The sequence below is a fragment of the Pseudomonas carassii genome (assembly GCF_036324045.1).
GTDB classification, from domain to species: domain Bacteria; phylum Pseudomonadota; class Gammaproteobacteria; order Pseudomonadales; family Pseudomonadaceae; genus Aquipseudomonas; species Aquipseudomonas peradeniyensis.
The window spans coordinates 276726-303007 of sequence record NZ_JAZDCT010000001.1; the positions used below are offsets into that span (position 1 = coordinate 276726).

Below are 26282 nucleotides of genomic sequence, written 5' to 3' on the forward strand. Positions count from 1 at the left end.
TTATCCTCTGGTTTGAGACTCACGATGCGCCGCCTGCTGTACTGCCTCCTGCTGATGCTCACCTCCTTCACTGTGCTTGCCGCCGAAGCGGCACGGCCGAAGATCGGCCTGGTGCTGTCGGGCGGCGCCGCCCGCGGCCTGGCCCATATTGGCGTGCTCAAGGCCCTGGAGGAACAGGGCGTGCGCATCGACGCCATCGCCGGCACCAGCATGGGCGCAGTGGTCGGCGGGTTGTACGCCTCGGGCTACAGCATCGCCGAACTGGAAAAGCTGGCCACCACGCTGGACTGGCAGCAGGCGCTGTCCGATGCGCCGCCGCGCAAGGATGTGCCGTTCCGGCGCAAGCAGGACGACCGCGACTTCCTGGTCAAGCAGAAGCTGAGCTTTCGCGACGACGGCAGCCTGGGCCTGCCGCTGGGGGTGATCCAGGGCCAGAACCTGGCCCTGCTGCTGGAAAGCAAGCTGGCCCACACCGCCGACATCCGCGACTTCGACAAGCTGCCGATCCCCTTCCGCGCCGTGGCCACCGACATCACCAGCGGCGAGAAGGTGATCTTCCGCCGCGGCCACCTGCCCCAGGTGATCCGCGCCAGCATGTCGATCCCGGCGGTGTTCGCCCCGGTGGAGCTGGACGGCCGGCTGCTGGTGGACGGCGGCATGACCGACAACATCCCGGTGGACGTGGTGCGCGAAATGGGCGTGGACCTGGCCATCGTCGTCGACATCGGCACCCCGCTGCGCAACCGCAAGCAACTGGCCACGGTGGTGGACGTGCTCAACCAGTCGATCACCCTGATGACCCGGCGCAACTCCGAGGAACAATTGGCCACCCTGCGCCGCGAGGACATCCTGGTACAGCCGCCGCTGTCGGCCTTCGGCGTCACCGATTTCGGCCGCGCCCAGGACATGATCGACGCCGGCTACCGCGCCACCCGCGCCCTCGACCCGCGCCTGGCGGCGCTGCGCCAGCCCGAGGGCGACAGCAACCTGGCGGTGGCGCGCTCACCGAAACAACGCACGCCGATCATCACCGCAATCCGGGTGGAGAACGATTCCAAGGTCAGCGACGACGTGATCCGCTACTACATTCGCCAGCCCATCGGCGAGCCGCTGGATCTCGGCCGCCTGCAGACCGACATGGGCACCCTCTATGGCCTGGACTACTTCGACCAGGTGCAGTACCGCGTGGCGCACAAGGGCGACGAACATACCCTGGTGATCAACGCCCGTGGTCGGCGTGGAGGCACCGATTACCTGCGCCTGGGGCTGAACCTGTCGGACGACCTGCGCGGCGACAGCGCCTTCAACCTCGGCGCCAGCTACCGGGTCAACGGCATCAACCAGCTCGGCGGCGAATGGCTGACCCGCGCGCAGATCGGCGACGAGCAGGAGCTGTACAGCGAGTTCTACCAGCCATTGGACGTGGGCTCGCGCTACTTCATCGCCCCCTACCTGGCCCTGGGCTCGCAGAACGTCGAGGCGACCCTGGACAACGACCCGGTGGCCGAGTATCGCCTGGAGCGCTACGGCTTCGGGCTCAATGTCGGTCGGCAGATCGGCACCTATGGCGAGGTGCGCCTGGGCGTGGGCAAGGCCTGGGGCAATGCCGAGGTGCGCATCGGCGACCAGGACCTGCCCAAGGTCAGCTTCAACGAGGGCTTCTACGAGCTCAAGTACTCGTTCGATACCTTCGACAACGTCTACTTCCCCCACAGCGGCGAGGACATCGGCCTGACCGTGCGCAAGTACGACAAGTCACTGGACTCGGACCAGGATTACCGGCAGTGGCTGTTCAACCTGGACAAGGCCATCAGCAGCGGGCCGAACACCCTGGTGCTGGGCGGGCGCTACGGGCGCACCCTGGACGATGCCGAAGTGGTCACTTCCAGCTTCGTGTTCGGCGGCGCCCGGCAGCTGTCTGGGTTCCGTCAGGATTCGATCTCCGGGCAGAACATGAGCCTGCTGCGCATGGTCTACTACCGCCGCCTGACGCCACGGGCCTACCTGCCGCTGGATTTCCCGCTGTACCTGGGCGGCTCGCTGGAGCGTGGACGGGCGTGGAACAACGACAATGAGTTCGACAGTGGCTATATCAATGCGGCGAGCATCTTCCTGGGGCTGGAAACGCCGCTGGGGCCGTTGAACCTGAGCTATGGGGCCAATGATGCCCATGAGAAGGCGGTGTACCTGAACCTGGGGCATACCTTCTAGGCTTGCCCCGCGATTGATGAAGGGTTCAGGACTTCTCGAGATTATCGAGAATCTTCGCATGCACGCGCATGCACACTTCCATGTCGGCCTCGTCTATGCCGGTGAACAGCTCGAGGCGCAAGGCATTGGCGATGGTCTCGATCTGGTCGATCAGCGGCTTGGCCGGCGGGCATAGCAGGATCTTCTTGGCCCGGCGGTCTTCCATCACCGCCTGGCGGCGCACCAGTCCCTGGCTCTCCAGGCTGTCGAGTAGGCGCGCCAGGGTCGGGCCCTCGACGCCCACGCTCTGAGCCAGCTCACGCTGGGTCGGCGCCTCGTCGAACCTGGCCAGGTGCAACAGCACCAGCCAACGGGCTTGCGACAGGTTGAGCCCGGCCAGGCGGCGGTCCAGTTCGGCACGCCAGCCCCGGGACATCTGGGCCAGCTGCATGCCGAAGCGGTGTTGGTTGTCGGTCAGGGGCATAAGCAACTCAATGAATAGAACTAATTATTAGCCAGCTAATCATGGCCCGGCCAATCAGGCAAGGTTCGACGCCACGGAAATGGCTGATAATCATGTAAGGGTATGACAAAGGTCAGCAATTGGCGCAAATGCCGGCAATCACAGGCCGAACTCCACCGCCAGCGCCGCCCGTACGCAGTGCAGGACGCCTTCCGGCACCCGCTGGCCGAACAACGGCGCCACGCCGGACACCGGCGGCAACTCGCCCTCGCCGTCGAGGAAGGCGTCCTGCACTTCCATCATCAGTTCTTCCGGCAGGTCCAGCGCCTGCTCCAGGCTCAGTTCCTGGCGGCCGATGGCCTCGGCCAGCAGGCTGTAGACGTTCTTCTCGGTGCAGTTCAGTTGCCCGGCGATCTGCGCCGGGGTCATGCCGGCGCGGGCCAGGCTGACCAGTTCGTGGCGCAGGTCGAGCACCACCTTCGGCGCCTCCTCGGTGCCACCGGCGCCGTTGAGCACTTCGAGGAAGGCCTGGCCGTAGCGCTCCAGCTTGCGCGCGCCGACACCGCTGACCTGGGCCATGTCGCTGAGGCTGGTGGGCATGCTGCGCAGCATCTCCAGCAGGGTGGAGTCTGGGAAGATGACGTAAGGCGGCACGCTGTGCTCCTCGGCCAGCTTGCGCCGCAGGGTGCGCAGCGCTTCCCACAGCTCGCGCTCCTCGGCCCGCACCAACTGGCTGGCCGGGCTGCCGCCGCTGGAGGAAGACTTGGCCACGGTCTGCGGCTTGAGGTCGCGGCGCAGTTGCAGGTTCACCTCGCCGCGCAGCAGCGGCCGGCAGCTGTCGGACAGACGCAGGCCACCGTAGCCTTCCAGGTCGATGTCCACCAGGCCGCGCGCCACCAACTGGCGGAACAGCGAGCGCCACTCGGCTTCGGCCAGCGCCTTGCCGACGCCGAATACCGACAGCTTCTCGTGGCCAAAATTGCGCACCTTCTCGGTGTCCTTGCCCAGCAGCACGTCGACCAGATGGCCGACGCCATAGCGCTGACCGGTGCGGAACACCGTCGACAGGGCTTGACGCGCAGGCTCGGTGGCATCCCAGGTCTGCACATTGTCGACACAGTTGTCACAATGCCCGCACGGCTGCTCGAGCACTTCGTCGAAGTAGGCCAGCAACGACTGGCGACGGCAGCGCGTCTCTTCGCACAGCGCCAGCATGGCGTCGAGCTTGTGCTGCTCGATGCGTTTGTGGCGCTCGTCGCCCTCGGAGTTCTGCAGCATCTGCTTGAGCATCACCATGTCCTGCAGGCCGTAGGCCATCCAGGCGTCCGAGGGCAGGCCGTCACGGCCGGCACGGCCGGTTTCCTGGTAATAGGCCTCGAGCGACTTGGGCAGGTCGAGGTGGGCGACGAAGCGCACGTTGGGCTTGTCGATGCCCATGCCGAAGGCGATGGTCGCGACCATGATCAGCCCTTCCTCGTTGAGGAAGCGGTGCTGGTTGGCGGCGCGGGTCTCGGCGGCCAGGCCCGCGTGGTACGGCAGCGCCGGGAAGCCCTGGTCGCACAGGAAGGCAGCGGTCTCATCGACCTTCTTGCGCGACAGGCAGTAGACGATACCGGCGTTGCCGCGGCGCTCGCCGAGGAACGCCATCAGCTGCTTGCGCGGCGACTCCTTGGGCACGATGCGGTAGAAGATGTTCGGCCGGTCGAAGCTCGACAGGAAACGCTCGGCGCCCTGCAGGTGCAGGCGCTGGACGATCTCCTCGCGGGTGCGCATGTCGGCGGTGGCGGTCAGGGCGATGCGCGGCACATGCGGGAACAGCTCGGCGAGCTGCCCCAGTTGCAGGTACTCTGGGCGGAAGTCGTGGCCCCATTGCGACACGCAGTGGGCCTCGTCGATGGCGAACAGGGCGATGTCCAGGCCACGCAGGAAGTCCAGCATGCGCGGCTGGACCAGGCGCTCAGGGGCCAGGTAGAGCATCTTCACCTCGCCACGGCGCAGGCGCCCGGCCAGGTCGCGCTGCTGCTCGGCGCTGAGGGTGGAGTTCAGCGCCGCGGCGGCCACGCCCAGTTCGTCGAGGGTGGCAACCTGGTCGTCCATCAGCGCGATCAGCGGCGACACCACCACGGTCAGGCCCGGACGCAGCAGGCCAGGCACCTGGAAGCACAATGACTTGCCACCACCGGTGGGCATCAGCACCAGGGCGTCGCCGCCACCTGCCACGCATTCGATGATCGCTGCCTGGCGCCCGCGGAAACTGTCGTAACCGAAGACATCCTTGAGGACGCGCTGAGCCTGTTCGAGCATTTGCCACTCCAAAATCGCCGTACCATCCTGGACTCAGGCTGGACGATAAATCCGCCGCGCACACATCGAATGCGTAAGCGGTTTTTGCCAGATGGCAGGAAAACGCCACCAGAGCACGAAAAACTGCGGAGTATACCCGACTGCCCCACCCCCGGCATGCCCCGCGGACAGACGTTCCCTTTGCCCCGCAGCCGCCGCAAGGTGCTAGAATTCACTATCGTTTATTCCCCAAGGTAGCCCTGTAATGTCCTTCGCCGAGCAACTGACCCGCCTGCAAGCCTTCCTCGACGCCGATGAGCTGCACGAAGAAGCGCTGGACTACGTCGCCGCCCACGGCTACCTGACCGCGCTGTCGATCTGCTCCGAGGAAGTTCCTGAACGCGAATGGATCGACGCGCTGTTCGCCGAAGAACCGCACTATGCCAGCGATGCCCAGCGCACCGAGATAGAGGCCACCCTGGTCGCGCTCAAGGCGCACATCGCCCGCCAACTGGCCAGCGACGAGGAATTCGACCTGCCCTGCGAGCTGGACCTGACCGACGAGCCGGATGATTCCGACCTGCGCGGCTGGTGCATCGGCTTCATGGAGGGCGTGTTCCTGCGTGAAGAGGCCTGGTTCGAGAACGCCGAGGAAGAAGTTAGCGAAATGCTGCTGCCGATCATGGTCGGCTCGGGCCTGTTCGACGAGCAGCCGGAGTTCGCCGACATCGCCGGCAACGCCAACCTGCAGGACGACATGATCGTGCAGATCCCCGAGGCACTGAGCGCCCTGTTCCTGCTGCTGCACGCCCCTGAAGAGAAACCTGCCCTGCTCAAGCCGCGCCACCACTGATCAACGTGGTGCGCTACCTGCTGCTGGCCGCCGGCTGGCTCAGTGTCGCGCTCGGGGTGGCGGGGATCTTCCTGCCGGTGCTGCCCACCACCCCGTTCCTGCTGCTGGCGGCGGCCTGCTTCGCCCGCAGCTCGCCGCGCTTTCACCACTGGTTGGTGAATCATCCGCAACTCGGGCCGTGGATCCGTGACTACCTCAGCGGCGAGGGGATTCCGCTGCGGGGCAAGGTCTATGCGATCGGCCTGATGTGGGCCAGTATCGGGCTGTCCTGCTACCTGGTGCCGCTGTTCTGGGCACGGGTGTTCATGCTGACCAGCGCGGTGCTGGTCAGCCTCTACATCCTCAAGCAGAAGACCCTGCAGCGACCGAATTGAGCCGGATGGCCAAGCACAATCCCCCTGTAGGAGCGGCCTTGTGTCGCGAAAGGGGCGCGAAGCGGCCCCAGGATTTCAGCATTGATGCAAAGATCGCCGGGGCCGCTTTGCGGCCCTTTCGCGACACAAGGCCGCTCCTACAGGGGAATGCGTAACAGCACGCCTCGGTTCATCTCCCCGCCGCCTACACCGTATCCACCTTCAACGAATGGTCATTGAGCATGCCGGTGATGATGGTCGCGGTGTCATGCCCCGCCGCGATCACCCCGCCCGCCCCGGCCGCGACCCCGTAGTGCTGTGCCAGGTCCACCCCGGCCAGGTCGATGGTCTGGGTCGGCGCCGCGCCGGCGACGCTGCTCACTTCGATGGTTGACACCACGTTGACGCCGCTGCCGCTGACCTTGAAGTGCAGGTAGTCGTCCAGCGACGCGCTGGTGGCGTTCTCGCCCTGCAGCAGTTGCGACAGGTCCAGCCGATCGCTGCCCGGGGTGAAGTCGGTCACGGTGTCGTGCCCGGTATCGCCCTTCAGCCAGACGAAGGTGTCGTTGCCGCTGCCACCGGTGAGGGTGTCATCGCCGCGCCCGCCGATCAGGATGTCGTTGCCGGCACCGCCCCTGAGCACATCGTTGCCCGCGCCGCCATTGAGCAGGTTGTCGCCGTCGTTGCCGGTCAGGGTGTCGTTGTAGTCCGAGCCGATCAGGTTCTCGATGCCGTTGAGGGTATCCAGCCCCGCGCCGACGGTGTTCTGCTGGCCGACATGGCTCAGGTCGACAGTCACGCCACTGCTTGCCCTGGCATAGCTGGCGGTGTCGTTGCCGGGGCCGCCGTCGAGCAAGTCATTGCCCGGTCCGCTGATCAGCAGGTCGTCGCCATCGCCGCCATACAGGCTGTCGTTGCCTGTGCCGGCCACCAGCACATCGTTGCCGGCACCGCCGTGCAGGGTGGTGTCGCCCATCCCGGCCAGCAGCACATCGTCCCCTGAAGTACCGGTGAGGGCATTGCCGGCCTGATAGGTGATGTCCACCGCGCCAGTGGCCGTACCGCCATGGTTGTCGCTGACGCTGTAGCTGCCGTGGTAGTCGTCATTGCTGGCGTTGCTGTAGTCCACCACCAGGCTCAGCTTGTAGTTCTCGGCGGCCTTGCTGTTGCCCGAGGCGTTCTCGGTGTTGATTACATGGATGCTGTACACGCCGTCATGGCTGGCCGTGAAGCTGCCGCCATCGGCGATGGTCTGGTAGCTGCCGCTGGCATCCTTCCATTCCATCAGCAGGTTGCCGGCGGGCCGGTCATGGTCGAGGGTCAGGGTCTCGCCCTTGCGCAGAGTGACCGTCAGGGTGTCCTCGTCGTTGGCATTGGCGCTGCTGATCGAGCCCAGGTAACCGGCCACCACCAGGGCGGCGGTCATGCTGCCGTTGAGGCTGGTGAACTCGCTGCGGGCCAGGTCGCGCAGCTGGTTCTCGGCCTTGTTGGCGGTGGCGTTGAAGGTGATGGTCTGCGCCTGCGTGCCCGCCGTGAAGCCCGCGCCCTTGTCGGCGAAGTTGGTGTTGAAGGTGGTCGGCGTGGCGCTCAGGGTATCGTGGTCCGGATCGCTGTCATTGGCCAGCAAGGCCTCTGCCGGCACGCTCAGGGTCGCACCCTTGATGTTGGTGATGATGTGGTCGGCGCCGGCGACCGGCGCGCCGTTGCTGTTGATGTTCACCGTCAGGCTGGCGCTGCGGGTATCGCCGTCGTTGTCGCTGGCGGTGAAGCCGAACTTCTCCACCTGGCCGCTGCCGTTGTCCTTCGGCGGCGTGTAGGTGAACTCGCCGTTGTCCATGTTCACCACCAGGGTGCCGCCCAGGCCGGTCTTGATGTTCAGGCTGTTGCTGACGGTGTCGAACGAGGCCTTGTCCACTCCGCCACTGACCGCATAACCGCCCTGCCCGCCATTGGCCTTCGGATCGTAGGTGTAGGTGGTGCCGTCCACCAGCAGCGCCTTGATGAAGCCGCCGTCGGCGCCGAAGTCGCCGCCGCTCATCAGGCTGCCGGTGATCGGCGCGCCCTGCACCGTGCCGGAGAGCACCGTACTCAGCTGGCTGAGGTCGGTGACCACCACCGAGTTGGTGTCGGTGTGGCTGCTGCCGTCGTAGGCCAGCGGGTCTAGGTTGCCCTCGTTGACGCCGCTGCCCATGCCGATGGCGTAGGACTTGATGCCGTTGTTGTCGAGGAAGGTTTCCCAGGCGGCCTCGCGCGGCGCTGTCATGGCGTGGCCGTTGGTGGGCTCGCCGTCGGAGAAGAAGTAGCTGATGTTCTGCGCCCCCACCAGCTTGCCGGTGGTGGCGAAGGCTTCCTGGGCCTTGGTGGCCGCCGAGTCGTAGTAGGTCGAGCCGCCGGGATTGAGCCCGGCGATCAGGCTCTTGGCCTCGCTGATCGAGACCCACACCGGCGTCTTCATCTCGGCGCCGGTGCCGAAGGTGACGATCTGCACCTTGATGTCGCCCATCTCGTCGTACTTGTCGAGCAAGGCGCTGATGGCCTGCTTGGCCAGCTCCAGGCGGGTCAATCCCGGCACGCCGGAGCTTGCGGCCATGCTGCTGGAAACATCCACCACCAGCAGGATGTTGGAGTCCACCTGGCCGGGCGTGATGCTGCGCACCGCGCACTGCACCTTCGGCACATCGTCGACGATGTTGATGGCGATGGTGCTGGTGACGCTGTTGCCCAGGGCGTCGGTGGCCTTGTAGGTGAAGTACTCGTTGACGGTGTTGGCCCCGTCGTTGGCGCCACCCGGGGTCTTCGGCGCCGAGGTCAGGGTGTAGGTGTAGGAGCCGTCGCCGTTGAGCTGGATCTGGCCGTACTGGCCCACGGCGTTGCCGACCAGGCTGTAGGTCAGTGCGCCGACGCCGCCATGCACCGAGCCGACCAGGCTGCCGGAGGCGGTCTCGCCGGTGGAGCCCGGATCGCTGCCGGTCACGCTGCCGGCGGCCAGGTCGTTGCCATCCTTGTGCAGGTCCAGGGCTTTTTCGTAGACGGTGACGTCGTTGTCCTCGCACGCCACCAGCTTGCTGTCCTGGACATTGACGCGGATGGTCGTGGTGCTCTCGTCGCCATCGGCGTCGCGGATGGTGTAGACGAAACTGTCGGTCGCCCCGGCGGGCGGCACGCTGTCGGGGTTGGCGTGGTAGGTGGCGTTGCCCTGGCTGTCCAGGGTCAGGTAGCCGTACTGGCCGACGATCGTGTCGCCGACATGGCCGATGGCTGACGTCGAGGTGTCAGAGCCTGCTCGCACGCCGACCACGTATTGTCCGTCGGCACGCACATCGGCGCCGACCACGTCGTTGTCCAGCACGTTGCCGCTGACACTGGCGCCCTCCTTGACCGAGGCCACGTCGCAATGGGCCTTGGGTACGTCGTCGACGATGCTGACCACGATGGTGCTGGTGGTGGTGTTGCCGAGCGAATCCTTCACCTGGTAGGTGAAGCTCTCGGTGACCACATTCGGGCCATCGTTGGCGTGGTTGGGCGAGTTCGGCGCCGAAGTCAGGGTGTAGGTATAGGTGCCATCGCTGTTCAGCTGGATCTGGCCATACTGCCCGGCGGCATTGCCCACCAGGGTGAAGGTCAGGGCACCGATGCCGCCGCTGACCGAACCAGCCAGCGAGCCGCTGGTGGTTTCCGTGGTGGCGTGCGGATCGCTGCCGGTGACCGTGCCTGCGGCCAGGTCGTTGCCGTCCTTGGTCAGGTCCAGGGCTTTCTCGTAGACCTTGGCCGTGTCGTCGGGGCAGGCGACCAGCGAGATATCGTGCACGTCGATGGTAATGGTGGTGGTGCTCTCGTCGCCATCGGCATCGCGAATGGTATAGACGAACACGTCCGTGGCTCCGGCCGGCGCCACGCTGTCGGGGTTGGCGTGATAGGTGGCGTTGCCCTGGGCATCGAGGGTCAGGTAGCCGTACTGCCCAACCACATTGCTGCCCAACTGGCCGATGGCCGAAGTCGAGGTGTCGGAACCGGCGCGCACGCCGACCACGTACTTGCCATCGGCCGGCACGTCCGCGCCGATCACATCGTTGACCAGCACATTGCCGCTGACGGTGCCGCCTTCGTAGACATTGGCGAAGTCGCTGTGGGCCTTGGGCACGTCGTCGACAATGCTGATCACGATGGTGCTGGTGGTCGAATTGCCGAGCGAGTCCTTCACCTGGTAGGTGAAGGTTTCGGTCAGCACGTTCGGCCCGTCGTTGACGTGATTCGGCGAATTCGGCGCCGAGGTCAGGGTGTAGGTGTAGGAGCCATCGGCGTTCAGCTGGATCTGACCGTACTGGCCGGTGGCATTGCCGACCAGGGTGAAGGTCAGGGCGCCGATGCCGCCGCTGACCGAACCGGCCAGCGAACCGCCGGTGGTTTCGGCGGTGGATTGCGGATCACTGCCAATGACGTTGCCTGCGGCCAAGTCGTTGCCGTCCTTGGCCAGGTCCAGGGCGTTTTCGTAGACTTTGGCCGTGTCGTCCGGGCAGGCGACCAGCGAGTTGTCGTGGACGTTGATGGTGAGGGTGGTGGTGCTCTCGTCGCCATCGGCATCGCGGATGGTGTAGACGAACACGTCCGTGGCTCCGGCCGGCGCCACGCTGTCGGGGTTGGCGTGATAGGTGGCGTTGCCCATGGCATCGAGGGTCAGGTAGCCGTACTGCCCAACCACATTGCTGCCCAGCTGGCCGATGGCCGAGGTCGAGGTGTCGCTGCCTGCGCGCACGCCGACCACGTACTTGCCATCGGCCGGCACATCCGCGCCGATCACATCGTTGACCAGCACATTGCCGCTGACGGTGCCGCCTTCGTAGACATTGGCGAAGTCGCTGTGGGCCTTGGGCACGTCGTCGACGATGCTGATCACGATGGTGCTGGTGGTCGAGTTGCCAAGCGAATCCTTCACCTGGTAGGTGAAGGTTTCCGTCAGCACGTTCGGCCCGTCGTTGACGTGATTCGGTGAATTCGGCGCCGAGGTCAGGGTGTAGGTGTAGGAGCCATCGGCGTTCAGCTGGATCTGACCGTACTGGCCGGTGGCATTGCCGACCAGGGTGAAGGTCAGCGCCCCTGTTCCACCACTGATGGAGTTGGCCAGCGAGCCGCTGGCCGTCTCGCCGGTCGAGCCTGGCTGGCTGCCGACCACGTTCCCTGCGGCCAGGTCGTTGCCATCCTTGGTCAGGTCGAGCGCGTTCTCGTAGACCGTGACTTCGCTGTCGGCACTGGCGATCAACGAGCAATCACGCACGTCGATGGTGATGGTGGTGGTGCTTTCGTCGCCGTCACTGTCCCGCACGGTGTAGACGAACACGTCCGTGGCCCCGGCCGGTGCCACGGCGTTGGGGTTGGCGTGGTAGGTGGCGTTGCCCTGGGCGTCCAAGGTCAGGTAACCGTACTGGCCCTGTACCTGAGTGCCCAGCTGGCCGCTGGCCGAGGTCGAGGTATCGGCGCCGGCCCGCACGCCGACCACGTACTTGCCATCGGCGCGCACATCCGCGCCTGAGGTGTCGTTGTCGAGCACGTTGCCGCTGACCGTGCCGCCTTCGACGACACTGGCCGAATCAGGATTGGCCTTGGGCAGGTCATCGACGATGTTCACGTCCAGCGAGCCATTGGCCGTACTGCCGTCGGTGTCCGTGGCCGTGACGGTGAAGTGCTCGGACAGGCTGTTGGCGCCGTCGCCGTTGGCGTGGCTCTCATTGTCCAGCAAGGTATAGCTGTAGCTGATCACGCCCGTGGCCGGGTTGTAACCGGTGATGGTCAGGGTATTGCCCAGGGCCGTGGTGATCGACTGCGGGAAGCTTGCCGCCACGCCGCCACTGACCACAGCGATGCCACCGACGCTCAGGGATTGCAGACCATCCGGCGCGCTGACCGTGAAGGTGCCGCTCTGGGTCAGGGCGCCCGGGTTCGGCGCGCTGCCGTCGGCCAGGTTCTTCTCGTAGACGGTCAGCTCGCCACCGTTCACCTCCAGACCACCCAAGGTCACCGGGTCGTTCAGGTTGCTGACATTGAGGGTCAAGGTCGCGGTGCTGGTATCGCCGTCGGCGTCCTTCAGGGTGTAGGTAAAGGTCTCCACCCCATTGCCAGCGCCGTGCAGGTTCTTGAAGTCCGGGTCGTTGGTGTTGAGGGTGTAGGTGTAGGAACCGTCCGCCGCCAGGACCAGGGTACCGTAGGTGCCGACGAAGGTACCGGCCACCACCGGACCACTGGGGATACGATCCGCTCCCTGGATATCGTTGCTCAACACATTGCCGCTGAGTTCCACATGCTGCTCGGTGGCGGCAGTGGCATTGCTGTCGTTCACGGCCTTGGGCAGGTCATCGACGATATTGACGTCCAGCGAGCCATTGGCCGTGCTGCCGTCGGTGTCCGTGGCCGTGACGGTGAAGTGCTCGGACAGGCTGTTGGCGCCGTCGCCGTTGGCGTGGCTCTCGTTGTCCAGCAAGGTGTAGCTATAGCTGATCACGCCCGTGGCCGGGTTGTAGCCGGTGATGGTCAGGGTATTGCCCAGGGCCGTGGTGATCGACTGCGGGAAGCTTGCCGCCACGCCGCCGCTGACCACGCTGATGCCGCCAACGCTCAAGGATTGCAGGCCATCCGGCGCGCTGACTGTGAAGGTGCTGCTCTGGGTCAGGGCACCCGGGTTCGGCGCGCTGCCGTCGGCCAGACTCTTCTCGTAGACGGTCAGCTCGCCACCGTTTACGTCCAGACCGTCCAGGGTCACCGGGTCGTTGAGGTTGCTGACGTTGAGGGTCAGGGTCGCGGTGCTGGTGTCGCCGTCGGCATCCTTCAGGGTGTAGGTGAAGGTCTCCACCCCATTGCCACCGCCGTGCAGGTTCTTGAAATCCGGGTCGTTGGTGTTGAGGGTGTAGGTGTAGGAACCGTCCGCCGCCAGGACCAGGGTGCCATAGGTGCCGACGAAGGTGCCGGCCACCACTGGACCGCTGGGGATGCGGTCGGCTCCCTGGATGTCGTTGCTCAACACATTGCCGCTGAGTTCCACATGCTGCTCGGTGGCGGCGGTCGCATTGGTGTCGTTCACCGCCCGTGGCACATCGTCGCGGATGATCACGTCCAGGGAGCCACTGGCCACGTCACCATCCGTGTCGCTGACCAGCACCGGAAACTGCTCGCCCAGGGTATTGCTGCCCGCGCCGTCCGGGTGGTGATCGGCGCCGGTCAGGGTGTAGCTGTAGCTCACCACGCCGGTTGTCGGGTTATAGCCAGTAATGGTCAGCACATTGCCAAGCCCGGTGACGATGGACTGCCCGACGCCGGTGACCACGCCTGCCGTGACCACATTGATGCCGCCGACACTAAGGTTGAACACGCCGTCGGCAGCCACCACCGTGAAGCTGCCCGACTGAGTCAGGGCCGCCGGGTTGCTGGCCGAGCCCTGGGGCAGGTTGGCCTCGTCCAGGGTCAATTCGGCGGGGCTGATATCCAGGCCATCGAGGCTGACCGGATTGTCGATCACGGGTGCACTGGCCAACACCGGCCCGTCATCGTTGCCGTCAAGACCGCCGAGTTCGAGATTGGCCAGCTGGGGGAAACCATTGAATCCCGCGGTGGGGAAGCCGATGGTGGGATCCACCCGGGCGCCCACCTCGGTCAGTATCACGAAACTGTGCCCCCCGCCGAGCGCCCCCGACACACCCGACGGGTTGCCGCCCGCCGCCGTCGCCTCGGCCTCCTGGGTGGGGTCGGCGCCTGCGGCAATGGCTTTTTGCAGTTGCTCGACATCGCTGAGCTGGGCCTCGCTGGGCTGCACGTCCGGCGCCTGCACATGGGGCGCGCGATTGGCCAGCAGATCGGTGGTCATCTCCAGGCTGCTGCCGCGACCCAGGGTCAGCTCCGCGCCATTGTGCAGCCGCACCGCCACGGCGCCCTCGCTGCCGGTCTCGAGCTGTTCGCCGGCGAACAACCGGTCGCCTTCCACCAACAGACGGCGATGACCATCGTCGCCCACCGCGAATACCTGGCCGATCACCTTGCCGACTATACCGACTAATTTAGCCATGAGCGTACGCCTCCCCTGCCGATGGGCTTTTCGCAGATCAAGGCGTGCCGGGTAATGTGCGCAACGTTCCGAGTGCCATGGCTGGTGGATCGCTGCTGTCACGTTCGTGAGAAACCACGCTCCTTGTGACGACTGTCGCGATAGCAGGCAGGGCGAATGGCCATTATTGAGTGCCATTTTTTTGTCGCCAAATTCCGCTTTCGCCTTCCTCCCCTGTCTCCTTAGCTGCAAAAAATCTGGAACTTTCACCAAGGCCCGAAAATCGCCTGTCCCAGCCAATTCCCGTAACCGCCTGAATGAAACAATGTCGCGGATTCCTTAGACCGCATAAGTTTTTTTTCGCATAAGTCTTATGAAAAAATCTTCTTAGCTCGCCCGATAAATGTTCTTAGCTCTGTTGTTACAAACCTGAAACGGTTTGATTCTAATTTTTCGTCATTTTTTTGGCGATTAGCAGGACATTATTCAAGACCAGGGAGATGTACCCCATGCGCGCTTTAACCCCCATCACCAGTGCGATTTTGTTGGCCATGGCGTGTGCCAACAGTCAGGCGATGTCGATCACCGAGGCTGTCCAGAACGCCGTGGACCAGCATCCCGAGATCAGCGCCAGCCGCAACAGCAGGCTGTCGGCCGACGAGGATGTGAAGTTCGCCCGCGGGGGGTACTACCCAACCGTCGATCTGGTCGCCGGCTACGGCCGGCAACGCTCGGACAACACCAACACCCGCGGCTTCAACCCCGACGGCACGCGTAACCACAACAAGGAAACCCTCAACTACACCCAGTCCGAACTGCGTCTGCGGCAGATGCTGTTCGATGGCTTCAATACCTCCAACGAGGTCGCCCGCACCGAAGCGGTGGCCACCTCGCGTGCCTACTACACCCAGGCCACCGCCGAGAGCATCGCCCTGCGCGCTATTGAGGTCTACCTCGAGGTGCTCAAGCGCCGCGAACTGGTGACCCTGGCCAAGAACAACCTGCAGGCCCACCTGCGGGTCAACGACCAGATCGGCCTGCGCAGCGAACGTGGCGTGGGCAGCACCGCCGACCTCGACCAGTCCCGCGCCCGTCGCGCCCTGGCCGAGAACAACCTGGACACCGCCGAGGTCGACCTGGCCGACGCCGAGGCCAACTTCTACAGCGTAGTCGGGCGCATGCCGGACGAGCTGGAAACACCGGTCACGATCAAGGGCGAAGTACCGGGTGACCTGCTCAATGCACGCCAGGGCATGCTGGAGAACAACCCCTACCTGAAGTCGGCCCAGGCTGACGTGCGCTCCGCCGAGCAGCAATACGAAGTGGCCAAGTCGCCCTTCTACCCGCGCCTGGACGCGGTGCTGGCCACCGGCGCCAACAACAACATCGGTGGCCAGAAGGGCCACGACAACAACGACTGGCAGGCCGGCGTCGAGCTCAGCTACAACCTGTTCCGCGGCGGCAGCGACAAGGCCCGCCTGCAGTCCGACGCGCACAAGATCAACCAGGCGATGGACATCCGCAACAACGCCCTGCGCGAGCTGAACGAAAACCTCAGCCTGGCCTGGAACGCGATGAACAACGCCCGCAAGCAGACCCCGAGCGCCCGCGAGTACGCCGAAACCACCCAGCGCGTGCGCGCCGCCTACCAGGACCAGTTCGGCTTGGGCCAGCGTACCCTGCTCGACGTGCTCGACAGCGAGAACGAGCTGTACAACGCCAACCGGCGCTACACCGAAGTGCGCTACACCGAAGAGTTCTCCATGTATCGGGTCCTGGCGACCATGGGTGAGTTGCTGAGCAAGCAGCACATCTCGCTGCCACCCGAGGCCATCGCCAAGACCGAAGTACGCAACGAGGCGAAATTGCCCGACATGCGTTAGGTTCTGACGAGACAAGGGGCTTTTCGCCAGCGCCCATTTCCCGTCCACCGCGGCAGGAGTAGGCCATCGTGACCAGTATGCAAAGCGCGCAACCGCGCCTGGATGTTGATGATCCGTTGCTCGATGGCCTGCTGATCCTGTGCAAGCTGCACGGCTGCCCTGCCAGCCGCGCCAGCCTGTGCAGCGGTCTGCCGCTGGCCGAGCAACGCCTGCCCCTGGCCCTGCTGCCCCGCGCCGCCGCGCGGGCGGGGTTGCAGGCGCGGGTCCTGCAACGTGACCTGAACGCCATCTCGGCACTCAACCTGCCGGTTCTGCTGATCCTCAACGACGGCCGCAGCGCCGTGCTGCAACGCTGGGGGGACAACGGCCGGGCCCTGCTGCTGCCGTGCGAAGCCGAAGGCGGCGAGCAGTGGGTCGAACGCGATGCCCTGGCCGAGGCCTACAGCGGCCAGGTCCTGTTCGCCCGTCCTCGCCATACCCTGGAAGAGGTGCGCGCCCCGCTGATCCCACGGGTCAATGCCTGGTTCCGCGACACCCTGCGCCACTCGCGCTGGCTGTATGGCGATGCCCTGCTGGCCAGTCTGCTGATCAACCTGCTGGGGTTGATGGTGCCGCTGTTCGTCATGCAGACCTACGACCGTGTAGTTCCCAACCAGGCGCTGTCCACCTTGTGGGTGCTGGTGGCCGGCCTGTTCATCGGCACCGCCTTCGAGCTGGTGCTGCGCATGGTTCGTGCACACCTGCTGGACCAGGCCGGCAAGAAGACCGACCTGATTCTCTCGGCCACCCTGTTCGAACGCATCACCGGCATGAGCATGAAGGCGCGGCCCGCCACCATCGGCGGCTTCGCCCAGAGCATCCATGACTTCCAGGGACTGCGCGAATTCCTCACCGCGGTCACCCTGACCAGCATCATCGACCTGCCGTTCGTGGCGCTGATGCTACTGGTGATCGGCCTGCTCGGCGGCTGGCTGGTGGTGATCCCGCTGATCGCCTTCCCGCTGGCGGTGGGCCTGGCGCTGTTCATCCAGGTACGCCTGCGTGACACGGTGCAGAAGAGCCTGAGCCTCGGCGCGGTGCGCCAGGCGCTGCTGATCGAGACCCTCGGCGGCCTGGAAACCCTCAAGGCCTGCGGCGCCGAAAGCGAGCGCCAATACCAGTGGGAACACACCAACGGCGCCATCGCCCGCCTCGACGCCCATGCCCGCAACCTGTCCTCGCTGGCCAGCAACGGCACGCTGTTCATCCAGCAGTTCTGCGGCATGGCGACCATCGTCGCCGGGGTGTACAGCATCATCGCCGGCAACCTCAGCGTCGGCGCGCTGGTGGCCAGCTACATGCTCGGCAGCCGGGTCCTCGCGCCGCTGGGCCAGATCGCCGGGCTGATCACCCGCTACCAGCAGGCGCAGCTGACCATGCGCAGCACCGACGCGCTGATGAGCCTGCCCCAGGAACGCGAGGCCGAGCACCAGGCCCTGGAACACACCGCGCTGCAGGGTGGCATCAGCATCAACCACGCCACCTTCCGCTATGCCGGGCAGACAGCCCCGGCGCTCAACGATGTCAGCGCCACGCTCAAGCCGGGCGAGCGCATCGGCATCATCGGCCGCAGCGGCTCGGGCAAGAGCACCCTCGCCCGCCTGCTGATGGGCTTCCATCACCCCGACGAAGGCCAGGTGTTGCTGGACAACCTCGACCTGCGCCAACTGGACATCGCCGACCTGCGCAGCCAGCTCGGCTACGTGGCCCATGACCTGCCCCTGCTGGCCGGCAGCCTGCGCGACAACCTCACCCTCGGCGCCCGCCATGTCAGCGATGCGCGCATGCTCGAGGTGGCCGAACTGACCGGGGTCAGCGAACTGGCCCGCCAGCACCCGCAGGGTTTCGACCGCCCGGTGGGCGAGCGTGGTCAGCTGCTGTCCGGTGGCCAGCGCCAGGCCGTGTTGCTGGCCCGGGCGCTGCTGCTGGAACCGCCGATCCTGATCCTCGACGAACCCACCAGCCACATGGACAACAGCAGTGAGGAGCAACTGCGTCAACGCCTGCTGGACTGGGTGCCGGGCAAGACCCTGCTGCTGGTCACCCACCGCACCTCGATGCTCAGCCTGGTGGACCGGCTGCTGGTGCTGGACAACGGCAAGATCGTCGCTGACGGGCCGAAGGACGCGGTCATCGACGCGCTGCGCAAGGGCCGTATCGGCGCGGCGCTGTGAACCAACAACCTGGGATTCCACAACGGCCTCGGTCTGCACCGGAGGTAGAACATGCCCCTCAGCCACAGCGTGCGCAGCTACCTCCAGGGCGCCGACAAGCGCGCCGAACGCGACTACATGCCGGAACTGGCCGGCGCCACCTTGCAGGAATCGCCCAGCCTGTCGCGCCTGACCGTGTGGCTGGCGGCGATCCTGCTGCTGGTGGCCCTGGTCTGGGCCAACTTCGCGGTGCTCGACGAGGTCACCGTCGGCGAGGGCAAGGCCATTCCGTCGAGCAAGGTGCAGGTGGTGCAGAACCTCGAGGGCGGCATCGTCACCGAGATCTTCGTGCGCGAAGGGCAGATGGTCGACAAGGGCGCGACCCTGCTGCGCCTGGACGACACCCGTTTCAAGTCGAACAAGGGCGAGAGCGAAGCCGACCGCTACGCACTGACCGCCCAGGTCGAGCGCCTGTCGGCCGAGTCCGACGGCCGCCCCTTCGTGCCGTCCGACGAGGTACGAGGCAAGGCACCGCAGGTGGCTGAAGACGAAGTCGCCTTGTACCAGTCGCGCCAGCGGCGCCTGGCCAGCGAGAAGCAGACCCTCAACGAACAACTGCGGCAGAAGACCCAGGAACTGGCCGAATTCCGCTCCAAGGCCGACCAGTACCGTTCGGCCGTGGGCCTTTTGCAGCAGGAACTGGACATGTCCTCGCCGCTGGTGGGCAAGGGCGCCATCTCCCCGGTGGAGATCCTGCGCCTTAAGCAGCGCAGCGTGGAGGCGCGCGGCCAGCTCAATGCCACCAACCTGGCGATCCCCCGCGCCGAGGCGGCGATCGCTGAAATCCGCAGCAAGATCCAGGAATCCGACGCCAGCTTCCGCTCCGACGCCGCCAAGGAGCTCAACGACAAGCGCACGGAGCTGTCGAAGATTACCGCCACCAGCATCGCCATCGACGACCGGGTCAACCGCACCACCGTGGTGTCGCCGGTGCGCGGCATCGTCAAGCTGCTCAAGGTCAACACCATCGGCGGCGTGGTCCAGCCCGGCAGCGACCTGGTGGAGATCGTGCCGATCGAGGACAACCTGCTGATCGAGGCCAAGGTAAGGCCCCAGGACGTGGCATTCCTGCACCCGGGGCAGACCGCGATGGTCAAGTTCAGCGCCTACGACTACACCATCTACGGCGGGCTCAAGGCCAAGCTGGAGCTGATCGGCGCGGATACCGTCACCGACGACAAGGGCAATGCGTTCTACCTGATCCAGGTGCGCACGGACAAGAACCACCTGGGCGGGGACAACAAGCCGCTGCTGATCATTCCGGGGATGGTGGCCACGGTGGATATCATCACCGGGCAGAAGAGCGTGCTGGACTATCTGCTCAAACCCGTCCTCAAGGCCAGGACCGAAGCGTTGCGAGAGCGGTGAATGCCGGTCGAGGCGCCTTCACGGGCAAGCCCGCTCAGACAGGGATATCAGCACAGCGGGATCGGTGGTGCGCCCCTATCCCCGACAAACGCCCTCAGCGGATATAAACCTCCGGTGGCTCCGGCAACGCGGCGAGCAGATCCCGCAGACCATCGGCCCACTGCGCCTGGATCCGCAGAAAATAGGGATCGTGGGTGCCGATCCGGTGACAGTTGCTGGCAGCCAGGCTGTCCTTGCGATACACCAGCACATCCAGTGGCATGCCCACCGACAGGTTGCTGCGCATGGTCGAATCGAACGAGATCAGGCCACAGCGCAACCCCTCACCCAGTGGTGTGTGATACAGCAGGTTGCGATCAAGGATCGGCCTGCCGTACTTGCTCTCGCCCAGTTGCATGAACGGCGTATCTTCCGTGGCCTGGATGAAATTACCCTGGGGATAGATGTTGTACACCCCCATGGGCTGCTCGGCGATCTGCCCGCCCACCAGGAACGAACAGCCCAGGTCGACCTTGCCTGACAGTTTGGTGCAGTCGCGGGCGATCACCTCGCGGATGGTCTCGGCCACCAGCGCCGTGGCGTCATACAGCGTCGGCACGTTCAACAGGTGCGCGCCGTCCTGGTTGCAGCGCTGACGGAGCAGGCTCACCACTGATTGCGACGTGGCCAGGTTGCCGGCGGTCTGCAGCACAATCACACGCTCGCCCGACCGGTTGAAAACGAACAGCTTGCGAAACGTCGATATCTGGTCGATCCCCGCATTGGTCCGTGAATCCGAAATGAACACCAGCCCATCGGCCAGGTGCATCGCAACGCAGTACGTCATGGTGCTAACTCATGCAGAGGTAGGAAGTGTCGCTATTGCTGTTGAGGCTGTGGCTTGGAGCTGACCAGAACCTGTGCCTGCATCGACTCGGTCCCTCCGCCACGGCGCATGCCGCGTACCGGGCAAGCGTCCAGATAATCATGCCCCACCGCCAGTTTCAGGTGGCGCTCGGGCCGAGCCAGACGGTTGGTCACATCGAAGCTGTACCAGCCATCGTCGAGCCAGGCCTCGGCCCAGGCGTGACTGGCCAGATGGTTCTCGTCCTCGGTGCACAGGTAGCCTGACACATAGCGCGCCGGCACGCCCAGGCTGCGGGCACAGGCGAGAAAAGCGTGGGTATGGTCCTGGCAGACTCCGGCGCGGTTGGCGAACGCCTCGGCGGCCACGGTATCGACCGCCGTCGAACCAGGGCTGTAGGCCATGTGATCGGCCAATCCGTTCATCAACTCGATCAGCGCCGTCCGATCACGACGATCGCCACAGTGGCGCACGGCGAAATCGCGCAACGCCTCGTCGGGGCTGCTGAGCTTGCTCGAGCGCAGGAAGGGCAAGGCCGATCGTGTGTCGTGCTCCACCTCCAGGGTCTGGTCGATCTCCACCTCGCCGTGGGCGCTCAGCATCAACGCACCATGGGGTTCGTCGAGCGTCAGCACGTGCAGGACGTTGCCATAAGGATCAAGTTGGCTGCCTACCGGGCGCGGCAATTCCAGCTGCCATTGCAGGACGCGCTGGCGTTCGCTGCTCTGGGGCGTCAGTCGCAGCAGCTGAATGCTCATGCAGACATCGTCGGAATAGTGATAGGTGGTGTCGTGACGAATGGACAGTCTCATACTACCTCCAGATAGGAATCGTGAACGCTCTGCCCCAGATGATTGATCTGGCCAATGTGATGGTTCAGCCACTGATGCAATCCGGACGCGAGAATTTCCTCGATACCGGTAAAGCGCAACCGCGCACTCAGCTCTGCCGCGAGGCGTTGCGCCGGACGCCCGTTGTCGCCCGGCAGGCCGGCCAGCAACTGTGCCAGCTCCTCGACACAGGCATGCAGCGAACGCGGTACGTCCGCGCGTAGCAACAACATCTCCGACACCTGCTCGGCACCGGGAGCCGTGCGGTAGATTTCATTGAACGCCTCGAAGGAGGACAGTGCCCGCAGCAAGGCACTCCATTGGTAATAGCCGCGGGCCGAATTGTCACTGACCTCCTCGGACTCCTCACCAAACATTTCGTAGCGCGCATCCAACAGGCGCAGCGTGTTGTCGGCCCGTTCGAGGAAGGTGCCCAGCCGGATGAAGCCATAGGCGTCATTGCGCATAATGGTGCCGGCGGTGGCTCCGCGGAACAGATGCGAACGCTCCTTGACCCATTCGCAGAATGAGTTGATGCCGTAGCGTGCCAGGCCTTTGTCGGCGATGTTGCGCATCTCGAGCCAGGTAGCGTTGATGTTCTCCCACATGTCAGCGGTGATCCGTCCGCGCACGGCATGCGCATTGCTGCGAGCCGCGCGCAGGCAACAATAGATGCTGCCGGGGTTGCGTTCGTCCAGAGCGAAAAAGTGCAGCATGTACTCGACGTTGAGTTCACCATGGCGGCGGTGATAATCGTCCAGCGTCCCGGCCGCCAGCAGCGACATCGCCAGCTCGGCGCGGCCATCGCTACGCCCCGCCTGCGGCATCAGCGAAAGCGAATAGCTGACTTCGAGCATGCGTGCGAGGTTCTCCGCGCGCTCAAGGTAACGGGACATCCAATACAGGTCGGCAGCCGTTCTTGAAAGCATGATTCAGTCCTCCACCACCCAGGTGTCCTTGGTGCCGCCGCCCTGGGAAGAATTGACCACCAGCGAGCCTTCACGCAGCGCCACGCGGGTCAGGCCACCTGGCACCAGGCGGGTTTCCTTGCCTGACAGCACAAACGGGCGCAGGTCGATATGCCTCGGCGATATGCCACTTTCGACAAAGGTCGGGCAAGTGGATAGGCACAGCGTGGGCTGTGCGATGTACGCATGGGGTCGCGCCTTGATACGGGCTCGGAACGCTTCGATTTCCGCCGCGCTGGCGGCCGGCCCGACCAACATGCCGTAGCCACCGGACCCCTGGGTTTCCTTGACCACCAGGTCCGCCAGATTGGCCAGCACATGGGACAACTCAGCAGGATTGCGACATTGCCAGGTGGGCACATTCTTGAGAATCGGCTCTTCGCTCAGGTAGAAGCGGATCATGTCGTCGACATACGGGTAGATCGACTTGTCGTCAGCCACTCCGGTGCCCACGGCGTTGGCCAGCACAACGTTGCCGGCCCGGTAGGCCGTGATCAGTCCAGGCACGCCCAGCAGCGAGTCCGGATTGAACGTCAGCGGATCGAGGAAGGCATCGTCCAGCCGGCGGTAGATCACATCGACCGCCCGCGGGCCTGACGTGGTACGCATGAACACCCGGTTGTCACGCACGAAAAGGTCAGCGCCCTCCACCAGTTCCACACCCATTTCTCGCGCCAGGAAGGCATGCTCGAAATAGGCACTGTTGAAGCGGCCCGGAGTCAATACCACGGTCGTGGGGTTGTCCAGCGGGCTTGAGCGCTTGAGGGTGTCCAGCAACAGATTCGGATAGTGGTCGATGGGCGCCACCCGCTGGGCGGCGAACAGCTCCGGGAACAGCCGCATCATCATCTTGCGATCTTCGAGCATGTAGCTCACGCCGCTCGGCGTGCGCAGGTTGTCTTCCAGGACGTAGTAGCTGCCGTCGCCATCGCGCACCAGATCGACACCGGCGATGTGCGCATAGATACCTCGGTGCAGGTCCAGCCCCTGCATGGCCACCTGGTAACCATCGTTGGCCAGTACCTGCTCCGGTGGAATGATGCCTTGCTTGAGGATCCGCTGGTCGTGGTAGATGTCCTCGAGGAACAGGTTCAGCGCCTGCACCCGCTGGATGCAGCCACGCTCCACGACCTGCCACTCGCTGGCCTTGATGCTGCGCGGAATGATATCGAAGGGGATCAGCCGCTCGGTACCCTGCTCATCGCCGTACAAGGTGAACGTGATACCTGCCCGGTGAAACAGCAGGTCCGCCTCGCGACGCCGCTGTTCGAGCAGCTCCAACGGCGTGTCGGCCAGCCAGCGCGCGAACGCCTGATAATGAGGCCGGCAATCACCCGCCGCATCGTACATCTCATTGAAAAAGGCCCGAGGCATAAGTCAGTTCCTCACCACGCAATGCTTGTCCGTTATCGATGCATGGTTGACCTAGCAATAGCAGTGCCGGAAACACGGCACCTCAGGCGGGACGAGGTGTGCACGGGTCACAGCAGGCGGCGGCCATGCCCCAGATCAGGGCTTCACTGGCGAACGCGCCCCTGCCAGTGAACCAAAACAGGGTGCTGGTGATCGGCGTAGTGGTCACTTTTCGCCATGATTACGTTCGAACGTCTCCTGCCCCATCGCGCTGATCTGCCCCTCGATCAGCGCTTCGAAAGGCCTCAACAAAGCAGCGAAACCGCTCGGCGCCTCCAACACATTCAACGCCTGCACCACTGCCTCCAGGGTCGACAAGGCCCCCGGCTCCGGTGCCTTGCGCAGCCGGTAGCGTGAGGGTGGGACGTTACCCAGGGTCACCCGCGGCAGCGCCTCGAGCAGCGGGTTCAGGTACAGCATCTTGCGCGCCTTGCGCCATGTACCATCCGGCACGATCAGCATCAACGGTAGGCCGGCGTCTTGCCCATAGCCTTGCAGGACCTCGGCCTCGTCGCCGGGGAACAGCAGCGCGGGCCGATAGCCCGGCGTGGCCAGCAGCGCGTCCAGGTCGTCGAACACCTCGCCGATGCGCAGCTCGGCGTTGACCAGCCCAAGGGCAGCCAGGCGGGCGGTGTTCAGGGCGTGGGCGGTTTCACTGGGGTGCTGCAGCACGACCACGCGGGTGCGGCTGTCCAGGTGCGGGATCAGTGGGCAAAGGCAATGGGCGAGCGGGCGCTGGCAACGCTCGCAGCGGGGTCTGGGCATGGGGGGCTCCTTAGGGCGGGTAGTTTGCCACAGGGTTGCCATCCCCGGGGTGCTGCGAGGCGTTCGTGGGAACGGGCTTGCCCCGCGACAAAGCCAGCACTGCAATCGCGGGGCAAGCCCGCTCCCACGCTCCGCTCACACAGTCCAACTTCAGCGGTTGAACCGCTCCGCCAGGCTGTGCAGGTACTCCGCCATGCGCTCAAGGTCCTGGCTGATCTCGGCCCCCTGCCTGGCCTGCCCCGCGCTTTCGTCGCACAGATGGGCGATGCGCACGATCTGCTGGTTGATGTCCTCGGCGACATGGCTCTGCTGCTCGGACGCCGTGGCCATCTGCTGGCTCATGCCGGTGATGCGGCTGACCGCCTGGGCGATGCCCGACAACGCCGCCTGCACCGCCTCGACGCTGTGCACGCTGTCGCTGGAGATCTGCTGGCCGCGGCTGGCGCTGGCCACCGCGCGGTCGGCACCGGAGCGCAGGGTGGAGATGATGTGGTGGATCTCATCGGTCGAGGCGCGGGTCCGCTGCGCCAGCGAACGCACCTCGTCCGCCACCACGGCGAAGCCCCGGCCCTGCTCGCCGGCCCGCGCCGCCTCGATGGCGGCATTGAGCGCCAGCAGGTTGGTCTGCTCGGCGATAGAGGTGATCACATCCACCACGCTGCCGATCGACTGGGTCTGCTCGGCCAGGGCGTTGACCGCCTGGCCGATGTCGCTCACCGCCTCGCTCATGCTGCCCATGGCGCGCAGGCTCTGCTGCGCCAGGTCGCTGCCCTGCTGGGCCAGCTGGTCGGCGTCGCTGGCGGCGTGGGCGGTGCTCTGCACGTTGTGGGTGACCTGCTGGATGGTCGCCGCCATCTGCGCGATGGCGGTGGCCGACTGGTCGGTCTCGCTGCGCTGGCGATCAAGCATCTGCGCCTGGGCATCGGACAGGTCGGCGGACTGCGCAGCCCGTGACTTGACCCCGACACCGGCGTCCACCAGGCGGGTCAGTGCGGTCTGCAGGCGCGCCTCCTCGCTGATGATCGCCAGATCGAGCTGGCCCTGCAGCCCTGGGTTGTCGCTGTAGGTCAGCGCCACCAGCGGGCTGGTGAAGGCCTTGGGGTGCTCCTGCAGGGTGCGCCGGATCGACTGATTCTGCCGGTGCTCGACCACGTACCAGGCCGCCAGCAGGCTGGCCATCAGCACACCCAGTGCCGCGTAGGGGGGCAGCCACAGGTAGGCGGCGGCCGACAGCAGGCCCGCGCCGATCAGCGGCCAGCCATGGCCGATCCCATGCCCCAGGCGCGCCGCCAGCGGCACCGGCGAGCGCCCTGCCCGCAGGCGGGCGTACAAGTTCTCGGCCCGGCGGATCTGCTCCCGGGTCGGCACCGAGCGCACCGACTCGTAGCCGCTGATGCGGCCGTTCTCGTACACCGCCGTGACGTAGGCGCTGACCCAGTAGAAGTCGCCGTTCTTGGCGCGGTTCTTGACCACGCCCATCCAGGGCTTGCCTTGCTTGATGGTGTCCCACATATGCCCGAAGACCGCCGGCGGCATGTCGGGATGACGCACCAGGTTGTGCGGCTGGCCGACCAGTTCGTCGTAGGTGAAACCGCTGATGGCCACGAATGCGTCGTTGCAATAGGTGATGCGACTGTTCAGGTCGGTGGTGGAGATCAGCCGCTGGTCTTGGGGAAAGGTTCTTTCGTGCTCGGTGACGGGCAAATTCATGCGCATCGTTGGCGATCCCTTGCTTATCCAGATGAGTGGGAAAATCATCAAAGCAAGTAGATATTTAGCAGAAGGCCATCA

The 26282-nt window shown here is 65.1% G+C and carries 15 protein-coding genes and 1 pseudogene; 6 read left to right on the forward strand and 10 right to left on the reverse strand.

Going from position 1 to position 26282, the window contains the following annotated elements; genetic code table 11:
• Positions 1-24: 24 nt before the first annotated feature.
• Positions 25-2211 carry a patatin-like phospholipase family protein gene (locus V0R62_RS01270; protein WP_330102387.1) on the forward strand — a complete coding sequence of 729 codons (2187 nt, stop codon included), beginning with the start codon at positions 25-27 and terminating at the stop codon, positions 2209-2211.
• A gap of 25 nt (positions 2212-2236) precedes the next feature.
• Here V0R62_RS01270 and V0R62_RS01275 read toward each other — a convergent pair whose 3' ends face one another.
• Both V0R62_RS01275 and recQ read right to left on the reverse strand, forming a co-directional pair.
• A complete protein-coding gene (locus V0R62_RS01275; RefSeq protein ID WP_028691103.1) occupies positions 2237-2674 on the reverse strand; it encodes a MarR family transcriptional regulator in 438 nt (145 codons plus the stop codon).
• Positions 2675-2812: 138 nt separating this feature from the next.
• Positions 2813-4957, reverse strand: a complete 2145-nt coding sequence (gene recQ, locus V0R62_RS01280; RefSeq protein WP_330102388.1) for a DNA helicase RecQ — start codon at positions 4955-4957, stop codon at positions 2813-2815.
• 244 nt (positions 4958-5201) lie between these two features.
• On the opposite strand from recQ, the gene V0R62_RS01285 reads away from it, so the two are divergent.
• Both V0R62_RS01285 and V0R62_RS01290 read left to right on the forward strand, forming a co-directional pair.
• On the forward strand, positions 5202-5789 hold the full coding sequence (locus V0R62_RS01285) for a YecA/YgfB family protein (RefSeq protein WP_028691105.1): 588 nt from the start codon (positions 5202-5204) through the stop codon (positions 5787-5789).
• Positions 5790-5797: 8 nt separating this feature from the next.
• Positions 5798-6163 (forward strand): YbaN family protein, encoded by a 366-nt coding sequence (locus V0R62_RS01290; protein ID WP_330102389.1) that lies wholly within the window; start codon positions 5798-5800, stop codon positions 6161-6163.
• A gap of 184 nt (positions 6164-6347) precedes the next feature.
• Here V0R62_RS01290 and V0R62_RS01295 read toward each other — a convergent pair whose 3' ends face one another.
• Positions 6348-14189: a retention module-containing protein gene (locus V0R62_RS01295; RefSeq protein WP_330102390.1), complete on the reverse strand. Its 7842-nt coding sequence runs from the start codon at positions 14187-14189 to the stop codon at positions 6348-6350.
• A 488-nt stretch (positions 14190-14677) separates the two neighbouring features.
• Here V0R62_RS01295 and V0R62_RS01300 point away from each other — a divergent pair, with 488 nt between their 5' ends.
• The 3 genes from V0R62_RS01300 to V0R62_RS01310 all read left to right on the forward strand — a co-directional run bounded on the left by V0R62_RS01300 (position 14678) and on the right by V0R62_RS01310 (position 19671).
• Entirely contained in the window at positions 14678-16051 is a 1374-nt protein-coding gene (locus tag V0R62_RS01300; RefSeq protein ID WP_186714529.1) for a TolC family outer membrane protein, read from the forward strand.
• Positions 16052-16128: 77 nt separating this feature from the next.
• Positions 16129-18264, forward strand: a complete 2136-nt coding sequence (locus tag V0R62_RS01305) for a type I secretion system permease/ATPase (RefSeq protein WP_330102417.1) — start codon at positions 16129-16131, stop codon at positions 18262-18264.
• A gap of 51 nt (positions 18265-18315) precedes the next feature.
• Positions 18316-19671: an HlyD family type I secretion periplasmic adaptor subunit gene (locus tag V0R62_RS01310; protein WP_330102391.1), complete on the forward strand. Its 1356-nt coding sequence runs from the start codon at positions 18316-18318 to the stop codon at positions 19669-19671.
• Positions 19672-19765: 94 nt separating this feature from the next.
• On the opposite strand, the gene V0R62_RS01315 is transcribed toward V0R62_RS01310, so the two are convergent.
• From V0R62_RS01315 to V0R62_RS26695, 7 genes and pseudogenes are all read right to left on the reverse strand, one after another.
• The gene (locus V0R62_RS01315) at positions 19766-20497 is read right to left on the reverse strand and encodes a peptidase (protein WP_186732981.1); all 732 of its coding nucleotides are present in this window, start codon (positions 20495-20497) and stop codon (positions 19766-19768) included.
• Positions 20498-20529: 32 nt separating this feature from the next.
• Positions 20530-21327, reverse strand: a complete 798-nt coding sequence (locus tag V0R62_RS01320) for a transglutaminase family protein (protein ID WP_330102392.1) — start codon at positions 21325-21327, stop codon at positions 20530-20532.
• Positions 21324-22274, reverse strand: a complete 951-nt coding sequence (locus V0R62_RS01325; RefSeq protein WP_028691113.1) for an alpha-E domain-containing protein — start codon at positions 22272-22274, stop codon at positions 21324-21326. The genes V0R62_RS01320 and V0R62_RS01325 overlap by 4 nt, the downstream gene beginning before the upstream one ends.
• Before the next feature lie 3 nt (positions 22275-22277).
• Entirely contained in the window at positions 22278-23687 is a 1410-nt protein-coding gene (locus tag V0R62_RS01330) for a circularly permuted type 2 ATP-grasp protein (RefSeq protein ID WP_330102393.1), read from the reverse strand.
• Between the two features lie 204 nt (positions 23688-23891).
• Complete coding sequence (locus V0R62_RS01335; RefSeq protein ID WP_330102394.1) at positions 23892-24491, reverse strand: tRNA-uridine aminocarboxypropyltransferase; 600 nt, start codon at positions 24489-24491, stop codon at positions 23892-23894.
• A 150-nt stretch (positions 24492-24641) separates the two neighbouring features.
• Positions 24642-25670, reverse strand: coding sequence for a methyl-accepting chemotaxis protein (locus V0R62_RS01340; protein WP_408005614.1), 1029 nt, complete (start codon positions 25668-25670; stop codon positions 24642-24644).
• Between the two features lie 234 nt (positions 25671-25904).
• Positions 25905-26249 (reverse strand): annotated as a pseudogene (locus V0R62_RS26695) (PAS domain-containing protein); the annotation flags it as partial.
• Positions 26250-26282 lie beyond the last annotated feature (33 nt).

Bases quoted from the DNA above. Each gene is read 5' to 3' on its own strand.
- V0R62_RS01270 (WP_330102387.1), top strand. From the start codon at position 25: ATGCGCCGCCTGCTGTACTGCCTCCTGCTGATGCTCACCTCCTTCACT.
- V0R62_RS01275 (WP_028691103.1), bottom strand. From the start codon at position 2,674: ATGCCCCTGACCGACAACCAACACCGCTTCGGCATGCAGCTGGCCCAG.
- recQ (WP_330102388.1), bottom strand. From the start codon at position 4,957: ATGCTCGAACAGGCTCAGCGCGTCCTCAAGGATGTCTTCGGTTACGAC.
- V0R62_RS01285 (WP_028691105.1), top strand. From the start codon at position 5,202: ATGTCCTTCGCCGAGCAACTGACCCGCCTGCAAGCCTTCCTCGACGCC.
- V0R62_RS01295 (WP_330102390.1), bottom strand. From the start codon at position 14,189: ATGGCTAAATTAGTCGGTATAGTCGGCAAGGTGATCGGCCAGGTATTC.
- V0R62_RS01300 (WP_186714529.1), top strand. From the start codon at position 14,678: ATGCGCGCTTTAACCCCCATCACCAGTGCGATTTTGTTGGCCATGGCG.
- V0R62_RS01305 (WP_330102417.1), top strand. From the start codon at position 16,129: ATGCAAAGCGCGCAACCGCGCCTGGATGTTGATGATCCGTTGCTCGAT.
- V0R62_RS01310 (WP_330102391.1), top strand. From the start codon at position 18,316: ATGCCCCTCAGCCACAGCGTGCGCAGCTACCTCCAGGGCGCCGACAAG.
- V0R62_RS01315 (WP_186732981.1), bottom strand. From the start codon at position 20,497: ATGACGTACTGCGTTGCGATGCACCTGGCCGATGGGCTGGTGTTCATT.
- V0R62_RS01320 (WP_330102392.1), bottom strand. From the start codon at position 21,327: ATGAGACTGTCCATTCGTCACGACACCACCTATCACTATTCCGACGAT.
- V0R62_RS01325 (WP_028691113.1), bottom strand. From the start codon at position 22,274: ATGCTTTCAAGAACGGCTGCCGACCTGTATTGGATGTCCCGTTACCTT.
- V0R62_RS01330 (WP_330102393.1), bottom strand. From the start codon at position 23,687: ATGCCTCGGGCCTTTTTCAATGAGATGTACGATGCGGCGGGTGATTGC.
- V0R62_RS01335 (WP_330102394.1), bottom strand. From the start codon at position 24,491: ATGCCCAGACCCCGCTGCGAGCGTTGCCAGCGCCCGCTCGCCCATTGC.
- V0R62_RS01340 (WP_408005614.1), bottom strand. From the start codon at position 25,670: ATGGCCAGCCTGCTGGCGGCCTGGTACGTGGTCGAGCACCGGCAGAAT.